We start from the raw sequence: 19620 nt of genomic DNA on the forward strand, positions 1-19620 counted from the left end.
ATCCCCCCTCACTTGGCGTCGTACCACGTCGGGCCGTAGGCGGTATCCACCTTGAGCGGCACAGACAAGGTCATGGCGTTTTCCATGTTGTCTCGGACAAGCACTTCGAGCGCGGCCAGTTCGTCCTTCGGACACTCAAAGATCAGCTCGTCGTGCACCTGGAGCAACATGCGCGCGTCCATCTGCGCGTCGCGCATGGCGCGATCGATCCGCACCATCGCGAGCTTGATCAGATCCGCGGCGCTTCCCTGGATGGGCGTGTTCATCGCGGTGCGCTCGGCGAAGCTTCGGAGCTGATAATTGCGGCTGTGGATGTCCGGCAGATACCGCCGTCGGTTCATCAGTGTCGTGACATAGCCGCGCTCGCGCGCCTGCTTGACGATCTCGTCCATGTATCGCTTGACGCCGGGAAACTTCTCGAAATAACTCTCGATGAACCGTTTCGCCTCTTTCTGCGGGATGTTCAAGTTCTGCGCGAGTCCGAAATCGCTGATCCCGTACACGATGCCGAAGTTCACGGCCTTCGCCTGGCGGCGCATCAGGCTCGTCACCTGCTCAGGCGGCACCTCAAACACGTCCGCCGCCGTCCGCGTGTGGATGTCCATGTCGCGGCGGAACGCGTCGATGAGCGCCTCGTCGCCCGACAGGTGGGCCAGGATGCGCAACTCGATCTGCGAATAGTCGGCGGCGAAAATCACCCAGTCCTTGTAGGTCGGCTCGAACACCTGGCGCAGCCTCCGCCCCTCCTCGAGCCGAATGGGGATATTCTGCAGATTGGGCTCGCTGCTTGAGAGCCTGCCGGTCGCCGTGAGCGTCTGATGAAACCGGGTGTGCACCCGGCCGGTCTCCTTGCGGATGACTTTCAGTAGGCCCTCGACGTACGTCGACTGCAGCTTCGCCAGCAGACGATAATCGAGGATCTTCTGCACGATCTCGTGCATGGGCGCCAGCTTTTCGAGCACGTCAGCGCTCGTGGAATAGCCGGTCTTCGTCTTCTTCAGCGCAGGCAAGCCGAGCTTGTCGAACAGGATCTCGCCGAGCTGCTTCGGCGAGTTGAGGTTGAACGAAGTGCCCGCGAGATCGTAGATCTCCTGCGTGATTCGCTTGATTCGCTCCGTCAATTCCTGCCCAAATGCGACCAGCTTCTCGCGATTCACGTAAAACCCCGTGATCTCCATCTTCGCCAGCACGAACGCCAGAGGAAGCTCCACCTCTTGGTACAGCCGCTCCATCTCCTGCATGCGAATCGTGTACGCCAGGGACTCGAAGAGCGGAGGCAGCTGAGACGCCGTGTAGGCGAGCCACTTCTCCCGCTCGCCCTCCTCCCAGGCGGGCAGTTCCTGGCCGCGCTCGCGGGCGAACACATCGGACAGTTCGACCTCGCCGTCCTGCGGGTTGAGCAGGTACGCAGCCAGCTTCACGTCCTGCCAGCCGCACTCCGACGTCAATCCGATGCCGTGCGCGTCCAGCGCGAACGCCATCGACTTCAGGTCGAACGCCACCTTCGGCCGATCCGACACGAGCCATGGCCGGACGTCGCTCAACTCCAGTCGCTCGCCGAAGCGAACGTAGTACGCGCGCTTCGGCGTCGCGACGGCCATGCCGCGGATCTCCGCCCGGTGATAGTCCGGATCCGCCAAGTCCATCATGACGCCGACCGGTTCGCTGAACGACGAGATGGCCTCCTGCCAGGCGCCCGCGTCCTCAATCAGGCCGTACGCAAAGGAACTCCACTCGCTCGACGCGCCGCTCGCGGCCGCCGGCGAAGGGGTCGGCGTCGAATCGTGGCTCATTTCCTCGGAAATTTTGTCGACGAGGGATCGGAAGTCGAGCTCGCGGAACCAGGCGATGGCGCGGGCGGGATCCGGCCCTTCGTATCGCAGCGTCTCGAGATCCACCTCGATGGGCGCGTCGCACGCGATGGTGGCGAGGCGCTTGGAGAGAAACGCGTCCTCCCGGTGCTGCTCGAGGCGCTCCCGCAGCTTCTGGCCCTGGACTTCGTCGAGGTGATCGTACACGCCCTCGACCGTGCCAAAGGACGCGAGCAGTTTGAGCGCCGTCTTTTCGCCCACCCCAGGCACGCCCGGAATGTTGTCGGACGGATCGCCCATGAGGCCCTTGAGATCGATCACCTGCGCGGGCTTGAGCCCCGGATACCGGCGGGCAACGGCCTGCTCGTCAAAGTGCTCCATCTCGGTGATGCCCTTGCGCGTCAGGAGCACGTGGATCCGATCGTCGACCAGCTGCAACAGGTCCTTGTCACCCGAGACCACGCGGACGTCAAAGCCAGCCTCCGCCGCTCGCTTGGCGAGCGTTCCGATCACGTCGTCGGCCTCGTATTGGTCGATCTCGACCATCGGGATGGACAGCGCCTCCAGGGTGCGGCGCGCGAGCGGAAACTGTTGCACGAGCTCGTCGGGCGTCTCCTGGCGCGTGCCTTTGTACGCCGCGAAATCCGCATGGCGAAACGTCGTCTTCGATTTATCAAACGCGACGGCCAGATGCGTCGGCTTTTCGTCCGACATCAGCCGCAAGATCATCGTCGTAAAGCCGTACACGGCGTTCGTGGGCGTGCCGTCCCTCGCAGTGAGCGGCGGCAGCGCGAAGAACGCTCGATACAAGATGCTATTTCCATCAATCAACACGAGTTTCGACGCTGGCATAGGCCACCCCAGACTTCGCGCCGTTTGGCGCACTGTTGTCCCGCTCCATTCTATCACATTCCCCTTGTCGGCCCGCGTCGTCTTGTGGCGGCACGAAAACGGCCTCACACCCAGCGGGACGCACGCCGAGTTGACACACTTCAACGAATTGATTATGATGTTCACAAAATTCATCGAGCGAAGGCCATGAAGGAGAGAGTACGTCCGCCGGGGCGGTGCAGAGAGCCAGTGGAAGGTGCGAACTGGTCCGTGCCGCGGATGGAAGTTCACTCTGGAGCCGCCTGGTGAACCGGACGCGACGAACGCTTCGCGCGGGCCGCAAGTAGCCAGCGCCGGAAGGCGAGCGCCTTCCGTTATCCCAATGAAGCGAAAGGCGGGTGCGCAGGCGCCCGTCGCAGGGTGGTACCGCGAGCGAAGCTCGCCCCTCACGGGGCGGGCTTTTTCATTTCACCGCTCGGCCCGGGAAGGGGCGCGGGAAGAATCCCGACCTGCCTCTGCGCCTTGCGCCTTTCGAATCAGGGTGGTACCGCGGGCAACGCCCGCCCCTCAGGGGGTGGGCGTTTTGCGCGTCCATGCCTGCTCATTTCACACGCGAAGGGAGAGAACCGAAGTGCAGCGCCCACTTAACGAGGAAATCCGCGAGCTGCGCAAAGCCATTGACCACATCGACGAGCACATCCTGACACTCTTGGTCCGGCGATTCTCCATCGCAGACGAGATCGCCGAACACAAGGCGCGGCGAGGCCAAGCGATTGTGCAGCCCGAGCGCGCACAACAGGTCCGCGCGCGATACCTTCAATCGGGAGCCGCGCTGGGCCTCAGCCCGACCTTCCTCGCCGCGCTCTGGAAACTTGTGCACGACGAGTCCTGCCGGCGTCAGACGGAGCACGTCAAGGCGCTCGAGCGCTCCCAGCAAAGCGGTTGACATGCGAAAAAGCCAAGGGACGTATGCCCTTGGCTTTCACCTGCCTGCTCCCCGTCACGAGAGGACGGAGATCAGCCTGCGCACGGATTCGGCCGATTTGTCGAGCGCCGCCTTTTCCTCCGGCAAAAGCTCCAGCTCCAGGATGCGCTCGATGCCGCCTTTGCCGAGCACCGTCGGAACGCCGAGCGTGAGATCTCGATAGCCGTACTCCCCTTCGAGATACGCGATGGCGGGCAACACGCGCCGCTTATCCTTGAGGATGGACTCCGCCATCTGCAGAAGCGATGCGGCCGGGGCGTAATACGCGCTCGCGTTGCCCATCAGGCTGACAATTTCGCCCCCACCGTTCCGGGTGCGCTCGACGATGGCGTCAATCCGCTCCTTCGGGAGCAGCTTCTCGAGCGGCACGCCGCCGACGTTCGCATAGCGGACGAGCGGCACCATGTCGTCGCCGTGCACGCCGAGGACGAAGCCGTGCACGTCTTCGACCGACACGCCGAGCTCCATGGCCACGAACGTGTTGAAGCGGGCCGTGTCGAGCACGCCGGCCTGACCGATGACGCGCTGCTTCGGAAATCCGCTCGTCTTGTACGCCACGTACGTCATGGCGTCCACAGGGTTGGAGAGGACGATGAGACAGGCGTCCGGCGAGTGCCGGACCACCTGCTCGGTGACCGACTTCACGATGTTCGCGTTCGTATTGACGAGATCGTCCCGGCTCATCCCGGGCTTGCGCGGCAGTCCTGCCGTGATGATGACGAGGTCCGATCCGGCCGTGTCCTCGTAATTGGAAGTCCCCACGACGCGAGCGTCGCTCCCGAGCACAGGCATAGCCTCGAGCATGTCGAGCGCCTTGCCTTTGGTGGGATTCTCGAGCGACGGGATGTCCAAGAGGACCACGTCTCCAAGCTCCTTGGCCGCCAGCAAAAACGCTGTGGTGGCGCCCGTGAATCCGGCGCCGATCACCGAGATCTTCTTCCTCTCCAACATGCGAACCGCTCCTCAGCCCATATTTTGAATGATGTGATCGCCGAACTCGGAGCACTTCACCTCGGTCGCGCCCTCCATCAAGCGGGCGAAGTCGTACGTCACGATCTTCTGCGCAATGGTCTTCTCCATCGCGCGGGTGATGAGATCGGCAGCCTCCTGCCAACCCATGTACTCGAACATCATGACGCCCGAGAGAATCACCGAGCCCGGGTTCACCTTGTCGAGCCCCGCGTACTTGGGCGCCGTGCCGTGCGTCGCCTCGAAGACCGCGTGCCCCGTTTCATAGTTAATGTTGGCGCCTGGCGCAATGCCAATGCCGCCGACCTGTGCGGCGAGCGCGTCCGAGATGTAGTCGCCATTCAGGTTGAGCGTCGCAATGACGTCGTACTCGGCCGGACGCGTCAGGATCTGCTGCAGGAAGGCGTCGGCGATCACGTCCTTCACGATGAGCTTCCCGGCCTCGATGGCCTCCTTCTGCGCCGCGTCCGCAGCCTCCTGGCCCTTCTCGGCCTTGATGCGATCGTACTGCGCCCAGGTGAATACCTTGTCCGAGAACTCGCGCTCAGCCAGCTCGTAGCCCCAGTTCTTGAACGCGCCCTCGGTGAACTTCATGATGTTGCCCTTGTGGACGAGCGTGACGCTCTTGCGCTTGTGGCGCAGGGCATACTCAATCGCGGCGCGCACCAAGCGCTCCGTGCCCTCGCGCGAGACGGGCTTCACGCCGATGCCGGACGTCTCCGGGAAGCGGATCTTCTTGACGCCCATCTCCTTCTGGAGAAACTCGATGACCTTCTTGACCTCCGGCGTACCCGCCTGCCACTCGATCCCGGCGTAGATGTCCTCCGAGTTTTCGCGGAAGATCACCATGTCCACGAGTTCAGGATGTTTCACCGGCGAAGGAACGCCCTGGAAGTAACGCACGGGGCGCTGGCAGACGTAGAGGTCCAACTCCTGGCGAACCGCCACGTTCAGCGAGCGGATGCCGCCTCCCACCGGTGTGGTCAAGGGACCCTTGATGCTGACGATATATTCCGACAGCGCGGTCAGCGTATCCTGCGGCAGCCATTCGCCAAACATGTTGTACGCCTTCTCACCCGCATACACCTCGTACCAGGCGATCTTGCGCTTTCCGCCGTAGGCCTTCTCGACGGCGGCGTCGAACACCCGCTGCGCAGCGCGCCAGATGTCCGGTCCTGTGCCGTCTCCTTCGATAAACGGAATAATTGGGTGATCCGGTACGTTCAACTTCCCGTCAACCAACGTGATGGGTTCGCCCTCCGTTGGCAGTTGATATCTCTCAAACGTCGGCATGGCAGGCCCTCCCAATCTCGATGCATTCTCTCTCGATGACCGTGCGCAACAAGGAGCGGCGCAGCTTCCCGCCGCCCGCCCTTGTCTCGCAGTGCATCCTCACCCATCATATAGCACGCCGGGCCGCTCATGCAATCGCTCTCAATGAGGGCGCAAAAGCGGCACGTGCAACTCGACAAAAAATCGATCTTCATCCGCGTCAATCCGCAAACGCCCGCGCATTCGGTGGACCAGGCGTTCGACAATCTGCAGGCCGACGCCGCGCTCCGGCGCGCGGGGTCTTTCCCCGGCCGTCGGCGCCACGTCGTTCTCGACCGTGAGCACGACCCACTGGCCCTGTCGATACAAGGACCAGACGGCGGTCGACGGGCGCTTGGCGTGATCGATCACGTTTTTGAGCAGCGTGCTCACCAGCCGCTCCCACTCGCCCTGATTGGTGTACACGTAGAGCCCCTCTTCGGCCTGCCCGCGAAGCTCGATGCCCTCCGCGCGCGCGATGGGCTGATACCGCTCAGCAATTTCGAGCGTGAGATCCGACACCGCCACGGGTTCGGGCGGATCGTCGACCAAGCCCGAGCGCAGCTTCGAGAGGTAGAGCATGTCCGAGATCATCTTCGATGCTCGGTCCAGCTCGCGCCGGATCTCGTTCGCCGCCTCTTCGGGCACGTCGCGGTTGGCGAGCATCGCGCTGGCGGTGGCGATGGGCGTCTGTAGCTCGTGGGACAACTCCAGCACCGCCTCCTGGTACGCCGCCCAGGTCTGAAAGGCGGGCTGGACGAGCCGCCGCGCCAGGACGAGATCGCCCGCGATGGCAAGCAAAAATCCCGCGCCGCCGATGAACTCCATGAGGTGGAGCGTGTGCGTGAGCATGGATCGCTCTTGCGTGATGAGACAGTACATGTAGAGCACCACGGTCGATCGCGTCGGCGTGAGGGCGGGCGAACCCGCGATGCCGCGCACCGCCGCCTTCAAGGCACCCGTGGCCAACAGCCCTCGGGCCGAAAGCCCGTCGACCGAACCTTGGTACGACGTCTGGATGAGGGCAGGCGCCATGGTCGGATCCGGCACGACCACGGTGTACAGACGATACGGCTCGTTGTCATACGTGAACGTCACGAAGTGTTTCAGCACCGCCTCGCCGTGCACGACCGAAAACGGGACGGGCGCGTGCGGCGAATGGGCGACGGCCGCCGGTCCCACGGCGTAGTAGAAGATAGTGTTGCCGAGATCGTCCCGGACGGGGGGACCGAGGCCATCCCGATACACGCTCTCCGTGAGTGCCCGCTCGACCGCCGGCACGGCCTCGGCCATCGCCTGCTCCGCGTCCCTGGCCACGTCGTTCGTCAGCTCGTGGTACACGGCGAGTCCCACGAGCACGAGCAAAAGCCCCGTGCTCACGATGAGGAGGCTCGCCACGGTGATGTACATGCGGCGGAACATCGGTCACTCGCCCTCCGGCTGCAGCGCATAGCCCCGGCCGCGCACCGTGACGATGGCGTTTTTCCAGCCGATGTTGGAGCACTTCCTTCGCAGGAAGTAGATGTAGGTGTCGAGCGCGCTGTCCGCCACTTCCGCGTCCGGACCCCAGACCTTCGCGATCAGCTGATCGCGGGTCATGACCTGGTGCTTGTGGCGGAAGAGCGCCTCCATCAGGGCGAACTCCTTGCTCGTGAGTTCCAGGGTTCGACCGTCGTACTCGAGGCTGCGCGAACGCGTGTGCAGTTTGGCGCGCCCGTGCTCGAGCACCTCGTCGTCGGTGAGCGCGGGCGAGCGCCGGACGAGCGCCCCCACCCGGGCGAGGAGCTCGTCGGGATGAAACGGCTTGCCCAGGTAGTCGTCCGCGCCCTTGTTCAGCCCGAGCACGCGGTCTTTCGGATCGTTCTTCACCGTGAGCATGAGGATGGGCGTGGTGCACCCCGCCTCGCGAAGCTGCGTCAGGGCCTCGATCCCGTCCCCGTCGGGCAGCATGTAATCGAGCACGATGCAGTCGTACGCGCCGCTCATGCCGTGCTCCACCGCCGCGAACACCGTGTCCACGGCGTCCACGGTGTAGCCACGCTGTTGAAACAGTTGGACCAGCTCTCGCCGGAGCGTCGCCTCGTCCTCCACCACCAAAAGCCGCATTCCGCATCCCTCCCTGCGCCCGCGCGGCGGGCGGTTCGGCGCGGCTCAGACCTGCAGAAAGCCGACCTTGCGCTGCACATCCCGGAGCGTGGCCGCGGCAAGTTCCCGCGCCCGTTCCGCCCCTTTGCGCAGCACGTCGTCGAGCTCGCTCGACGCCATGACCTCCTGGTAGCGAGCCTGAATGGGCGCCAAGCGCTCGATCACGACCTCGGCCAGCTCCTTCTTAAACGGCCCGTAGCCCTGGCCCCCGAATCTCCGCTCGACGTCCTCGAGCGACACGTCGGCACAGAGCGCGTAAATCGTCATCAGGTTGCTGACGGCGGGTTTCCTCTCCGGATCAAAGCGGACCTCTCGCTCCGAGTCGGTCACCGCGCGGCCGATTTTTCTACGTATGGTGTCCGGATCGTCCAGCATGGAGATGTAGGCGTTCGCGCTTTCGTCGCTCTTGCTCATCTTCTTCTCCGGATTTTCGAGGCTCATGATGCGCCCGCCAATCTCCGGGATATAGGGTTCAGGCACGACGAACGTGTCCCCGAACCGCCGATTGAATCGACCCGCGACGTCGCGCGTGAGTTCGAGGTGCTGCTTCTGATCCTCGCCGACCGGCACGAGATGCGCGTTGTAGAGCAGAATGTCCGCGGCCATCAGCACGGGATAGGTGAACAGCCCCGCCGTGACCACCTCGTGGCGACTCGACTTGTCCTTGAATTGTGTCATGCGCTCGAGCTCGCCATGGTAGGTGAAGCACTGCAGGATCCACCCGAGCTCGGCGTGCTGGGGAACGTGCGACTGGACAAACACCGTCGCCTTCTCAGGGTCAATGCCCGACGCCAGGTACAACGCCGCCACCGCTCGAGTGTTGTGGCGGAGTGCCTCCGGGTCCTGCGGCACCGTGATGGCGTGCATGTCCACCACGCAGAACAGACAATCCGCCTCGTCCTGCAACTTGACGAAGTTGCGAATCGCGCCGAGGTAATTGCCGATGGTCAGGGTGCCGGATGGCTGAATGCCCGACAACACGCGTTTCATGAACATCATTCTCCCAACTGTTCAAATTCGGTTCAAATCTGAATTGCGCCCCATTCTGGGGTTCTCGCCGATGTGCGCCAAGCGCCATTCGTTCTCCATCATAAACGAAAGCGGAATTCCCCTTCAAAGCGGGGAATTCCGCGCGCGCCTCTATCCAGGCTCGAACCGGTGAGCGCCTCAGACCGTGTGCACCTTCATGAAGTTCGTCGTGCCCGCCGTGCCCGCGGGAATGCCGCCCATGATGATGACGCGATCGCCCTTGTGCACATAGCCAGTCGAGAGCGCCCCTTGAACGGAACTCGCGAGCAACTCGTCCGTCGTGCCCGCGATGTCCGGGACGACGACGGGAAGGACGCCCCAGTAGAGCGTCAGGCGCCGCGCGACGTGATCGAACGGCGTGACCGCGATGATGGGCGTCATGGGCCGGTGCTTGGACACACAGCGGGCGGTGTGCCCGGACGTCGTCGCCGTGATGATGGAGATCACGTCGAGATCGGCCGCGAGCGTGCGCACGGCGTGCGCGAGCGAGTCGGACACGGTGTGCGTGACCTCCGTGCGGTGCCGGTACGCCACCTCGTCGTGCGCGATGGCGGCCTCGGCCCGCTCCGCGATCTGCGCCATCGTCCGCACGGATTCCAGCGGATACCGCCCCGCCGCTGTTTCGCCCGAGAGCATGATGGCGTCCGTGCCGTCGAAGATGGCGTTCGCCACGTCGCTCGCCTCGGCGCGCGTGGGCCGCGGATTGCGCTGCATCGAATCGAGCATCTGCGTCGCCGTGATGACCGGCTTGCCGTACCGGTTGCAGATGGAGATAATCCGCTTCTGCGCGAGCGGCACCTCTTCCGTCGGGATCTCCACGCCGAGATCGCCGCGGGCCACCATCATGCCGTCCGACACCTGCGCGATCTCGTCGAGCCGATCCAGCCCCTCGCGCGTCTCGATCTTCGAGATGATGTCCGCCTGATAATTGTGCTCCTCCAGAATTCGGCGCACCTCGAGCACGTCCGCCGCCTTGCGCACGAACGACGCCGCGATCATGTCGACGCCGTGCTCAATGCCGAAGCGGATGTCCGCCTTGTCCTTCTCGGTGACGCCCGGAATCCTGAGCGTCACGCCCGGGACGTTGATGCCCTTGTTGTCCTTCAGCACGCCGCCGTTGGTGACGCGGCAGTAAATGTCGTGGCCCTTGACCTGGATGACCTCGAGTCCAATGAGCCCGTCGTCGATGCGAATTGGCGCGCCGGGATACACGTCTTCCACGAGCCCTTCGTAGGAGACCCACACGCGCTCCTTCGTGCCGTACTCCACCGGATCAATGGTGAGGACGATCTCGTCCCCGTCCTTCAGCTCCACCTGGCCGCCTTGGATCTTGCCCGTTCGAATTTTCGGTCCCTTGATGTCAAGCATGATGCCGACGTGCTTGCCCACGCGGGCCGACGCCTCGCGAATGCGCCGGATGCGCTCCGCGTGTTCTTCGTATGTACCGTGGGAGAAGTTGAGTCGGGCGACATCCAAACCGGCCTCAATCAGCTTGGTCAACATGTCGAGCGATTCGCTCGCAGGCCCGATGGTGGCCACAATCTTCGTCTTTCGCATGCCTAACCCTCTCTTCGCGAAACTTTCGACCTCGCCCCGTGCGCAGGCGCGCACACAAAGGAAGAAGCGGAAAGTCCGGCGGCGCCGGACACCGCTTCACGGCCGTTCGACGTAGGTTCCCATTTGCCGATACTTATGGTATCGCGCCTCGAGCAGTTCATCAATAGGCACGGACAAAAGCTCGCGCAACCCCTCGATCACGACCTCCCGCACCTTTCGCACCATCCACTCCGGGTCCTTCTGCGCGCCGCCCATCGGCTCCTCGATGATGCGGTCGATCACGCCGAGATCGAGCAGATCCTTGGCCGTGAGCCGCATGACCTCGGCCGCCTTCGGCCCGAGCTTCGCGTCCTTCCACAGGATGGCGGCCGCCGACTCCGGCGCGATGACGCAGTACCACGCGTAGTCGAGCATGTAAATCCGATCGGTGATCCCGAGTCCGAGCGCGCCGCCGCTCCCGCCCTCGCCGGTGACGATGGACAGCGTCGGCACGCGCAGGCCGGCCATGGCGAGAAGGTTCTCCGCGATGGCCACGCTCTGCCCCCGCTCCTCGGCCGACATGCCCGCGTAGGCGCCCGGCGTGTCGATGAAGAAGACCACGGGCCGGCCGAACTTCTCCGCCTGCTTCATCAGCCGAAGCGCCTTCCGATAGCCCTCCGGATTCGCCATGCCGAAGTTGCGGCGGATGTTCTCCTTCGTGTCCCGCCCCTTCTGATGGCCGATGACGGTCACGGGCTGACCGGAGATGAGCCCGACGCCGCCGACGATGGTAAGATCGTCCGCGAAGTGACGGTCGCCGTGCAGCTCCACGAACTCGTCGCACAGCCCGCGGATGTAATCGAGCGTGGTGGGCCGCCCAATTTGGCGGGCGAGTTGGACGCGCTGCCACGGCGTGAGATTCGCGTACGTGGTCTCCGTGAGCTCTTTCAGCCGCTCCTCCAGCTTGTCGACCTCGCCCTGAAGGTCGATCTCGTTCTTCTCCATGAACGCCTTGAGCTCGGCGATCTTCGCCTTCAGCTCGGCGATGGGCCGCTCGAAGTCCAACTCATTCGCCATGCGCCCACCCCCGAGCAGTGTGAATGCGCACCAGCGCCCCCAGCGTCTGGCGCATCTGCTTTCGGTGCACGACCTTGTCGATCATGCCGTGCTTCAGGTTGAACTCCGCCGTCTGGAAATCGTCAGGCAGACTCTGCCTCATGGTCTGTTCCACGACGCGCCGGCCCGCGAACCCAAACATGGCGCCCGGCTCCGCGACAATGACGTCGCCGAGGCTCGCGAAGCTCGCGCTCACGCCGCCCGTGGTGGGATGCGTGATGACCGAGATGAACAGCACCCGCGCCTCCGCCATTCGCCGGAGCGCCACGCTGGTCTTGGCCATCTGCATGAGGGACAGAATGCCCTCCTGCATCCGCGCGCCGCCAGACGCCGTGAACAAAACAAGCGGGCGCTTGCTCTCCGCCGCTCGCTCCATCGCCCGCGCGATGCGTTCGCCTACCGCGGATCCCATGCTGCCCATCATGAATCCCGGATCCATTGCACCGATGAGGATGGGCACGCCGTCGAGCTCGGCCTCGCCCGTCACCACGCCCTCGAGAAGGCCGGTGGCGCGCATGGCGGCCTCCAGCTTCTCCTCGTATTGAGGAAAGCCGAGCGGATTCGTCGAGGTCAACCGAGCGTCAATCTCGCGGAACGTCCCCTCGTCGACCGTGATCTCGATGCGCGTGCGCGCCCCAATGCGAAAGTGGTGATTGCACTCCGGGCACGTGTACAGATGCTTCTGCAATTCCTTCGCCAAAAGCAGGGCGCCGCACCCGTCGCACTTTTGCACGAGGCCCTTCGGCACATCCCGCTCCACTGCAGGCCTTGCCGGCCGCGCCTCAGGCGCCTCCTCGCCCGTCCCCACCGTGACGTATTGGCGCCGTCGGTTGAACAGATCTTTTAACACAACCCCACCTCTTTAACCCCGCTGTTGCGCCCGAAGCGCGCCGTCACGACAACGACGAGTGCAGGATGTCCCGCAGCACGTCCTGCGCCTCGTCGAGCTCGCTCTCTGGAATCAGAATCTCATATTGCTCTTTCGCGCCGCGCGCCTTCTTCACCTTGACTAGGAAGCCTTCCTCCGTCATCCTCAGGCGAATCCGCTCCGCCTGCTGCGATGTCGGCGCAATGTAGATGACCGTCCACATGGCTCTTACGCTCCTAGCAAGCATCATGATCACTCTTGCCCGCATTATACCATGTCTGTCCGAACAGGCACATGCAGAAACCAGGGCGAGCTGCCAGCCTCACTTCAGCCGAACGTTGCCAAGCCCCACGCGCTCTTCGAGCGCGGCCACCAAATCCTGCGTCACCTCCACGCGATAGCGCGAGCCGAGCAGCCGCGCCCGCCCCGTGGAGGCGTCGTAGAGCGCGACCTCCGTCTCCCCGGGAGACATCGCGAGCAGTCGCTGGATCTCGCGCAACACCTGTGCGCCGCCCCGGCTGCGGTACCGGATGTACAGGCGCTTGGCGGATGTGGCCGACGCACCCCCGCTTGCCTCGGAAGCGCTCTTCGCCTCCGCCTCGACGAACAGGTCGAGCGCCGCCCACTGCCGGCTCTCCTCCGCGCGCAACAGCGCCTCCTCGTACATCTGGCGGCGCACGTCCCGCGAGGCGTTCTCCGGGAAAAACTCGTCGAGCGCCCCCGCCGCAAAGAGGCTGTCGAGCGCCTTGCGATTGACGATGCGGGGCTCGATGCGCCGCAGGAAATCGACCAGAGACGCAAACGGCTTCTCGGACCTTAGGGACAGGATGTGATCGACCGCCGCCTCCCCGACGTTTCGAATGGAGATGAGGCCCGCGCGCAGGCTCCCGTCCTCTTCCACGGTGTACCCCCGCTCGCTCCGCAGGACAGACGGGGGCCTCACCTGGATGCCGTGGCGCCTCGCGTCCTGCTCGTACAGCCGAATCTTGTCCGGTGCCCCCATCGAGAGCGTGAGGAGCGCCGCCAAAAAATCCGGCAGAAAGTGCGCCCGCAGATACGCAGTTCGAAACGCGAGCACCGCGTACGCCGCCGCGTGCGAGCGATTGAACCCGTAATCCGCGAAGCGCACGATGAGATCATACACCTCGCGCGCCGTCTCCTCGCTGTACCCGCGCCGCACGCACCCGTCGACAAAGCGAGCGCGCTCCTCGTCCAGGATCTCGCGCTTCTTCTTTGACACGGCCCGCCGCAACAGATCCGCCTCGGCCAGGGAAAACCCCGCCATCCGGCTCGCAATCTGCATGATTTGCTCCTGATACACGATGACCCCGTAGGTGTCCGCCAGAATGGGCTCGAGATCCGGATGCGGATACGTGACGGGGCGCCGTCCATGTTTCGCGTCGCAGAAGGCGGGGATGTTCTCCATCGGCCCCGGGCGGTTGAGCGAGATGACGGCGATCACGTCGTCCAAGCTGGTGGGGCGAAGCTCCCGCAGCACGCGCCGCATGCCGGCCGACTCCAGCTGAAAGACGCCGTTCGTGTCGGCGCGGGTCAACAGGGCGTACGTGGCCTTGTCGCCCTCGTCCACCTGCCGCCAATCGATGGTCACGCCCGTGCGTTTGCGAATCGAGTCGAGGCAGCGATCGATGAGCGTCAGCGTCTTGAGGCCGAGAAAATCCATCTTGACGAACCCGAGCGCCTCGACATCCTCCATGGGATACGCCGTGACCGGCGTGTCGTCCGCGGCGAGATCGAGCGGAATCCAGTCCGCGATAGGCTCGGGCGAGATGATGACGCCCGCCGCGTGAATGGACGTGTGGTGCGGCAGATCCTCAATCCGCTTGGCCGCCTCAAACAGCCGCCTGGCGTCCGGACTGCCGTCGACGAGCTCCCGGAACGCCGCGGACTCCTGATACGCGCCGTCGAGCGACGCGTGCACCACGCCCGGCACGAGCTTCGCCAAGCGGTCGACGAGCGCCGGATCCGCCCCCGTCATGCGGCCCGCGTCCCGCAAGGCCGCCCGGGCCTGCAGCGTGCCAAACGTGCCGATCTGAGCGACGCGATCGCGCCCGTACTTCTCGATCACGTAGCGGATGACCTCGCCGCGCCGCTCGAACTCGAAGTCCGTGTCGATGTCCGGCAGCGACACGCGCGCGGGGTTCAGGAACCGCTCGAACAGAAGCTTGTGCCGAATGGGATCCACATCCGTGATGCGAAGCGCGTACGCGACCAGGCTGCCCGCCGCCGATCCGCGGCCCGGGCCCGTGGAAATGCCCTGTTGGTGCGCGTGCCGAATGAAGTCCGCCACCACGAGAAAGTAATCGGCGTACCCCATGCGGCAGATGACGTCGAGCTCGCGCTCGAGCCGCTCCTCCACCTCGGGCGAGAGCGCGCCGTACCGCCTCGCGGCGCCCGCGCGCGCAGCCTCGCGCAGCACCTCGTCCGCCGGCCGGCCGTCCTTCGTCGCGTAGCGCGGCATCCGCACCTGATGAAGCGGCAGGTCGAGCGCGCACATCTCCGCGATCTCGGCCGTCCGCCCGAGGGCCTCCGGCAAGTTGGCAAACCGGTCCGCCATCTCCGCCTTCGTCGCGAAGTGAAACTCGTCCGTCGCGAACCGCTCGGCTGCATCGGCCCGCGCGAGCTGCGCGTACGCGCGATGCCACGACGCGTCCTCACGCGCGAGATAGCGGACATCGTGCGTCGCCACAAGCGGCACATCATAACGCTTGGCCAACTGAATGAGCGAAGGCAGCCCCTCGCGCTCCCGCCGAAGGCCGTGATCCTGCACTTCGACGAACAACTGGCCCACGGGCACGGCGCCTGCCACCTGCAAAAGCCGCCGCTCGGCCGCCTCCGCCTCGCCCCGGGCGAGGAAGTCAAACAGGCGCGACTCCGGCCCGCCACAGAGCACCACCAGCCCATCCGAACTCTCGGCGAGTTCGCGGAGGGTCACGTGCGGCACCGGCCGCTTCCAGCGCGCGCTCGTCGCGAGCCGCGTGAGCCGGCGATACCCCTCCATGCCCATCGCGAGCACCACCACGGTATCGAGCCATTCGGCCGCCCGCCCGGGCGCGGCCTCCTCCTCGCCGACGGCGAGCGACACCTGCATGCCGAGGATGGGGGAAATCCCTTCCGCGCGCGCGAGGCGGTAGAAGCTGAGCGCGCCGTACATCGCGTTGGTGTCCGTGATGGCCACGGCCGGCATCTCGCAGGCCTTGGCGGCCCGTACGATGTCCTCCACGCGCAACAGGCTCTCGCGAAACGAAAACGCGGAATGCACGTGCAGGTGCACAAAGTCCACCGTGCTCACCTCTCGATCCACTGCGCGGTGACGAGCGCCTTCGCGAACACGTCGTTCTTGTCCGCGATCTCGACCTCCACCTTGGCATAGCGCCGTCCGTCGTTCAACACGCGCGCCCGCGCGTCGATGGTGGTGTCGACCGGCACGGGCCGTAGCACGTACAGCGTCATGTTCTCGATCAGCATGTCGACATGACGCGCCCTGCGCAGGCAGACGCGCGCCGCCTCCTGGATGATGGTCGTGAGCGATCCCGTCGCGAGCGTGCCGCCCGAGGTCGTCATCTGCGGCGTGACCTGGCCGCGCAACACGGCGGAGCCGTCCGGGGTCTGCACCACGTTGAAATCCCGAACCACGACGTCCTCGACGGTCTCCCCCACCTGCGGCTGTCGGTTCATGATCTGCAGCGCCCGGATCACGTCCTGGCGCGTGATCACGCCGATCACGTCCTTGTCCTTCACCACGGGCATGATCTCGAAGCCCTCGAACGCCATCCGGTGCGCGGCCGACGCGATGGTCGTCTTCGGCGTGACGGACACCGGGTTGCGCGTCATGTAGCGGGAGACGGGGGCGTCAAGCTCCGCCTCCGCCACGTCGCGCGGGCTGATGATGCCGACGAGCCGGCCGTTGGCGTCCACCACCGGCATGCGCGAGTGGCCGGACTCCTCGACGAGGTGATAGTACTTGCGCACGGTGTCGTCGGGCCGCAGGCTCACGAGCGGCTGATTTTGCAGCACGTCTTCCACGTAGAGGATGTCCTTTTTGATCAGCCGGTCGTACAGCGCGCGGTTGATGAGCGAAGCGGTGGTGAACGTGTCGTATGAGCACGAGATGAGCGGCAACTGATACTCGTTGGCGAGCTTCTCGACCATGGGCGAGGCCGTGAAACCACCCGTGATGAGCACCGCAGCGCCGCTCTTGAGCGACATGCGCTGGACTTGCTCCCGGTTGCCCACAATCATGAGACACCCGGGGCTCAGATACCGGCTGATGGACTCGGTGCGCATGGCGCCAATGACGAAGCGGCTGAGCGTCTTATGCAGGCCCTCTTTCCCGCCGAGCACCGTGCCCTCCACGATGCGCACCACTTCCGCGAAGGTCAGGCGCTCAATTTGCTCCTTCTCCTTCTTTTCCACGCGCACCGTGCCGATGCGGTCCAGCGTGGACACGAAGCCCTCCGCCTCAGCTTCTTTGATGGCGCGGTAGGCCGTCCCCTCGGACACGTTCAACACGCGCGCGATTTTTCGAACGGAAATCTGGGATCCAACCGGCAGCGATCGGATGTACTCCAGGATTTGCTGATGTTTGGTCGTCACGGATCCTCCTCGGACCGCCTGGCGGTCCCTCGCGGCTTAGAATCTAGCTTGATCATAGCTTTCACGAACCTGTCGTCAATTGCCTTCAAAATCCGTGTAGAATGGTGGCAAAGCCTGTGCGATGAGGAGACGTGAGTCATGCGCGTATACGACGACGTGCGCCGAATGGTGGGCATGCGCGGCGCCTCTCATCCCGCGCTCGATTGGACCTGGCGCATCGCGGTCATCCTGTTCTCGGATCTCGTGGGCGCCGTCGCGGTCAACAACTTCCTCACCCCCGCCCACATCCTCGCCGGCGGCGTGACCGGCGTGGCGCAGATCCTCCATCACTACGTCCCTGCGCTCGGCGTGGGCACCATGTACTTCGTGTTCAACATCCCGCTCTTCATCCTCGGGTATCGATACCTCGGGCGCCGGTTTATCTTTCAGACCGGCATTGCCATCCTCGGCTTCTCCGCGCTCGCGGACTTTGTCCGCCTCCATTTTTCCGCGCCGACCGATCCGCTGCTCATGGGCCTATACGGCGGCGTGCTCACGGGGCTGTCGTCGGGGCTCGTCATCCGCGTCGGCGGCTCCATGGGCGGGACGGACATCGTGAGCCTCGTGGTGCACCGCCTGACGGGGCGCAACATCGGCTCCGTGAGCTTCGTGATGAACGCCGCCATTGTCCTTTTGTCCATGCTGGTCTTCGGCGTGCCCGCGGGATTGTACACCCTCGTCAGCATGTACGCCGCGTCCCGTGTCGTCTCGGGCCTCATGCATTTCCAGCAGCGGAAGACGGCGCTCATCGTGACCTCGAAGCCAAGCGAGGTGGCGAGCGCCATCGGCCAGCGGCTCGTGCGCGGTTCGACCGTCATGCGCGCGTACGGCGCCTACACGCAGCGAGAGCGCGGCGTGCTGCTTTGCGCCATGACGCACCTCGAAATTGCGGATCTCAAGGAAATCGTCCAGTCGCTCGATCCGGACGCGTTCATCACCATCCTCGACACGACGGAGGTCGTCGGGCGATTCCGGCAAAGCGCGCCGTGACGAGGCCGCCAGGTTTAACTTTTCATCTCTGCGAGCAAACTTGTAAGGAGCGTCAGTCTCGAAACACTCGCAGGGAGGTCGATTGCCCTTGAAGATCCCGTTGACCATCGTCGCGGCCCTCGCAGCATGGGCCATGGGTGTGTGGCCGAGCGTCGACGCGTGGGCGGACGCGTCCGTCCTTCATCACGCCTTGGCGCACGCGCTGTTCCTCGTGTCGGGTGGATTGCTGGGCTTCGAAGCCGCCCGCTATGCGGCGCAGAGCGCGGCGCGCCAGCGAACCGAGGAGCGCGAGTACGGAGCAGCCGATGCGGAGGAGGTGGCGCGGTCGTGAAGCTTTCGCCCTGGTTTTACGCCGGTGCAGCGTACGTCGGCGCGGCGGCGCTCGCGGCCACGTATTTGCCGGGCGTGATCGACGACGTGCGGCCGGTGGCCCACTTCTCGCAGCACCTGGCCATCACGGCGGCCGCGTTTCTCACCGCCTACGGCGTGGAGCGGTTGCGCCAGTCCGCCGGAAAATGATTGAGCCCCACGCGGGACCCCCACAGTTTCGCCTCGACGTCACGAATGAGTTTGGTAACACACAATCGAGGTGACTTCTGTGACTCGGGGTCTTTTTCTTGCCATCGCGGCGTCAGCCGCGAGCCTCATGTCCCTGTGCGCAGTGCCGGCGGCCGAAGCGCGCACCCTCCCCAACGCCGTGCTGTTGGCCGTGGCCAACGACACCACCGGCAACGGCACGGACGGATCGCCCGCAGGCAGTGGAACTCGGCCGAACATCCACCAGATTATCACGCAGTTTGAGCAGGCGATTGCACCGTACGAAACCATTCATCCGACGCAGATTGCGCATCCGCCGCTGCCGACACAGTCCCTGCCCACGTCGCATGCGGCCATCGATCAGGCGCTCCAGCAGACGCTCCAGGCCTACAAGCAGGCCACGCAGAGCGACAAGCAGGCGCAGGCTCAACTGCAGACGGCCTTCAACGCGTATATCAACGCGCTTCAACTGTTCGTCCAGGTGGGCGATCTCGACATCTTGACCCAGCAGACGCCGGATTCCACGGCCGTGGTGTCGTACCTCGAGGATGCGCTGTACACGCAGGCGGAGGTATCCGCCGACTTCCAAATCCTTCAGCAGGCCCACGCCGCCGGGGACAACAGCGAACTGCTCGCCGCGCTCCTCGACATGACGCAGCTTGAACAGCAGAAGGTGTCGGACATCAAGACTGCCACGAAGATCTTGGCGAAGATGACCAGCACGCTCCAGGCTGGACTATCCGATTAGGACACGGGCGCCGCGCGCATGCGGCGCCCTTCGCATAGCGGCACCGCCCGCCCCGTGGTGCCATCCACTGCGGTTGACACCCCGGTAGGGG

The 19620-nt window shown here is 64.6% G+C and carries 16 protein-coding genes and 1 pseudogene; 5 read left to right on the forward strand and 12 right to left on the reverse strand.

All coding sequences use genetic code 11. The features are described from left to right. Positions 1-8 precede the first annotated feature (8 nt). Complete coding sequence (polA, locus tag AACI_RS11600; protein ID WP_041708221.1) at positions 9-2663, reverse strand: DNA polymerase I; 2655 nt, start codon at positions 2661-2663, stop codon at positions 9-11. A 610-nt stretch (positions 2664-3273) separates the two neighbouring features. On the opposite strand from polA, the gene AACI_RS11605 reads away from it, so the two are divergent. Next, positions 3274-3588, forward strand: coding sequence for a chorismate mutase (locus tag AACI_RS11605; RefSeq protein ID WP_012811598.1), 315 nt, complete (start codon positions 3274-3276; stop codon positions 3586-3588). 54 nt (positions 3589-3642) lie between these two features. Here AACI_RS11605 and mdh read toward each other — a convergent pair whose 3' ends face one another. From mdh to AACI_RS11660, 11 genes and pseudogenes are all read right to left on the reverse strand, one after another. Beyond that, positions 3643-4578 carry a malate dehydrogenase gene (mdh, locus tag AACI_RS11610; RefSeq protein ID WP_012811599.1) on the reverse strand — a complete coding sequence of 312 codons (936 nt, stop codon included), beginning with the start codon at positions 4576-4578 and terminating at the stop codon, positions 3643-3645. A 12-nt stretch (positions 4579-4590) separates the two neighbouring features. Then, complete coding sequence (icd, locus tag AACI_RS11615) at positions 4591-5889, reverse strand: NADP-dependent isocitrate dehydrogenase (RefSeq protein WP_012811600.1); 1299 nt, start codon at positions 5887-5889, stop codon at positions 4591-4593. A 141-nt stretch (positions 5890-6030) separates the two neighbouring features. Beyond that, positions 6031-7329, reverse strand: a complete 1299-nt coding sequence (locus tag AACI_RS11620) for a sensor histidine kinase (protein WP_012811601.1) — start codon at positions 7327-7329, stop codon at positions 6031-6033. 3 nt (positions 7330-7332) lie between these two features. Then, positions 7333-8013, reverse strand: coding sequence for a response regulator transcription factor (locus tag AACI_RS11625; RefSeq protein ID WP_008337492.1), 681 nt, complete (start codon positions 8011-8013; stop codon positions 7333-7335). A 45-nt stretch (positions 8014-8058) separates the two neighbouring features. Further along, entirely contained in the window at positions 8059-9042 is a 984-nt protein-coding gene (gene trpS / locus AACI_RS11630) for a tryptophan--tRNA ligase (protein ID WP_012811602.1), read from the reverse strand. 180 nt (positions 9043-9222) lie between these two features. Beyond that, a pseudogene (gene pyk, locus AACI_RS11635) lies at positions 9223-10638 on the reverse strand (pyruvate kinase); the annotation flags it as partial. 96 nt (positions 10639-10734) lie between these two features. Continuing rightward, on the reverse strand, positions 10735-11694 hold the full coding sequence (locus AACI_RS11640) for an acetyl-CoA carboxylase carboxyltransferase subunit alpha (protein ID WP_012811604.1): 960 nt from the start codon (positions 11692-11694) through the stop codon (positions 10735-10737). Further along, positions 11684-12583, reverse strand: coding sequence for an acetyl-CoA carboxylase, carboxyltransferase subunit beta (accD, locus tag AACI_RS11645; protein WP_012811605.1), 900 nt, complete (start codon positions 12581-12583; stop codon positions 11684-11686). Before accD ends, AACI_RS11640 begins: the two co-directional genes overlap by 11 nt. 43 nt (positions 12584-12626) lie before the next feature. Continuing rightward, complete coding sequence (locus tag AACI_RS11650) at positions 12627-12824, reverse strand: hypothetical protein (protein WP_008337480.1); 198 nt, start codon at positions 12822-12824, stop codon at positions 12627-12629. Between the two features lie 99 nt (positions 12825-12923). After that, complete coding sequence (dnaE, locus tag AACI_RS11655) at positions 12924-15911, reverse strand: DNA polymerase III subunit alpha (protein ID WP_245530592.1); 2988 nt, start codon at positions 15909-15911, stop codon at positions 12924-12926. Continuing rightward, on the reverse strand, positions 15908-17215 hold the full coding sequence (locus tag AACI_RS11660) for a DRTGG domain-containing protein (protein WP_012811607.1): 1308 nt from the start codon (positions 17213-17215) through the stop codon (positions 15908-15910). The genes dnaE and AACI_RS11660 overlap by 4 nt, the downstream gene beginning before the upstream one ends. 138 nt (positions 17216-17353) lie before the next feature. Between AACI_RS11660 and AACI_RS11665 the strand changes: the two genes are divergently transcribed. The 4 genes from AACI_RS11665 to AACI_RS11680 all read left to right on the forward strand — a co-directional run bounded on the left by AACI_RS11665 (position 17354) and on the right by AACI_RS11680 (position 19529). After that, positions 17354-18244, forward strand: a complete 891-nt coding sequence (locus AACI_RS11665) for a YitT family protein (RefSeq protein ID WP_012811608.1) — start codon at positions 17354-17356, stop codon at positions 18242-18244. An 88-nt stretch (positions 18245-18332) separates the two neighbouring features. Next, complete coding sequence (locus AACI_RS11670; protein WP_012811609.1) at positions 18333-18575, forward strand: hypothetical protein; 243 nt, start codon at positions 18333-18335, stop codon at positions 18573-18575. Further along, positions 18572-18763: a hypothetical protein gene (locus AACI_RS11675; protein WP_012811610.1), complete on the forward strand. Its 192-nt coding sequence runs from the start codon at positions 18572-18574 to the stop codon at positions 18761-18763. The genes AACI_RS11670 and AACI_RS11675 overlap by 4 nt, the downstream gene beginning before the upstream one ends. A gap of 127 nt (positions 18764-18890) precedes the next feature. Then, positions 18891-19529, forward strand: coding sequence for a hypothetical protein (locus tag AACI_RS11680; protein WP_245530594.1), 639 nt, complete (start codon positions 18891-18893; stop codon positions 19527-19529). The last annotated feature ends 91 nt before the right edge of the window (positions 19530-19620 follow it).

Source organism: Alicyclobacillus acidocaldarius subsp. acidocaldarius DSM 446 (assembly GCF_000024285.1).
In the GTDB taxonomy this organism is placed as follows: Bacteria; Bacillota; Bacilli; order Alicyclobacillales; family Alicyclobacillaceae; genus Alicyclobacillus; species Alicyclobacillus acidocaldarius.

Coding starts and splice junctions, on each gene's coding strand:
- polA (WP_041708221.1), bottom strand. CDS start 2,663: ATGCCAGCGTCGAAACTCGTGTTGATTGATGGAAATAGCATCTTGTAT.
- mdh (WP_012811599.1), bottom strand. CDS start 4,578: ATGTTGGAGAGGAAGAAGATCTCGGTGATCGGCGCCGGATTCACGGGC.
- icd (WP_012811600.1), bottom strand. CDS start 5,889: ATGCCGACGTTTGAGAGATATCAACTGCCAACGGAGGGCGAACCCATC.
- AACI_RS11620 (WP_012811601.1), bottom strand. CDS start 7,329: ATGTTCCGCCGCATGTACATCACCGTGGCGAGCCTCCTCATCGTGAGC.
- AACI_RS11625 (WP_008337492.1), bottom strand. CDS start 8,013: ATGCGGCTTTTGGTGGTGGAGGACGAGGCGACGCTCCGGCGAGAGCTG.
- trpS (WP_012811602.1), bottom strand. CDS start 9,042: ATGAAACGCGTGTTGTCGGGCATTCAGCCATCCGGCACCCTGACCATC.
- AACI_RS11640 (WP_012811604.1), bottom strand. CDS start 11,694: ATGGCGAATGAGTTGGACTTCGAGCGGCCCATCGCCGAGCTGAAGGCG.
- AACI_RS11650 (WP_008337480.1), bottom strand. CDS start 12,824: ATGTGGACGGTCATCTACATTGCGCCGACATCGCAGCAGGCGGAGCGG.
- AACI_RS11665 (WP_012811608.1), top strand. CDS start 17,354: ATGCGCGTATACGACGACGTGCGCCGAATGGTGGGCATGCGCGGCGCC.
- AACI_RS11680 (WP_245530594.1), top strand. CDS start 18,891: ATGTCCCTGTGCGCAGTGCCGGCGGCCGAAGCGCGCACCCTCCCCAAC.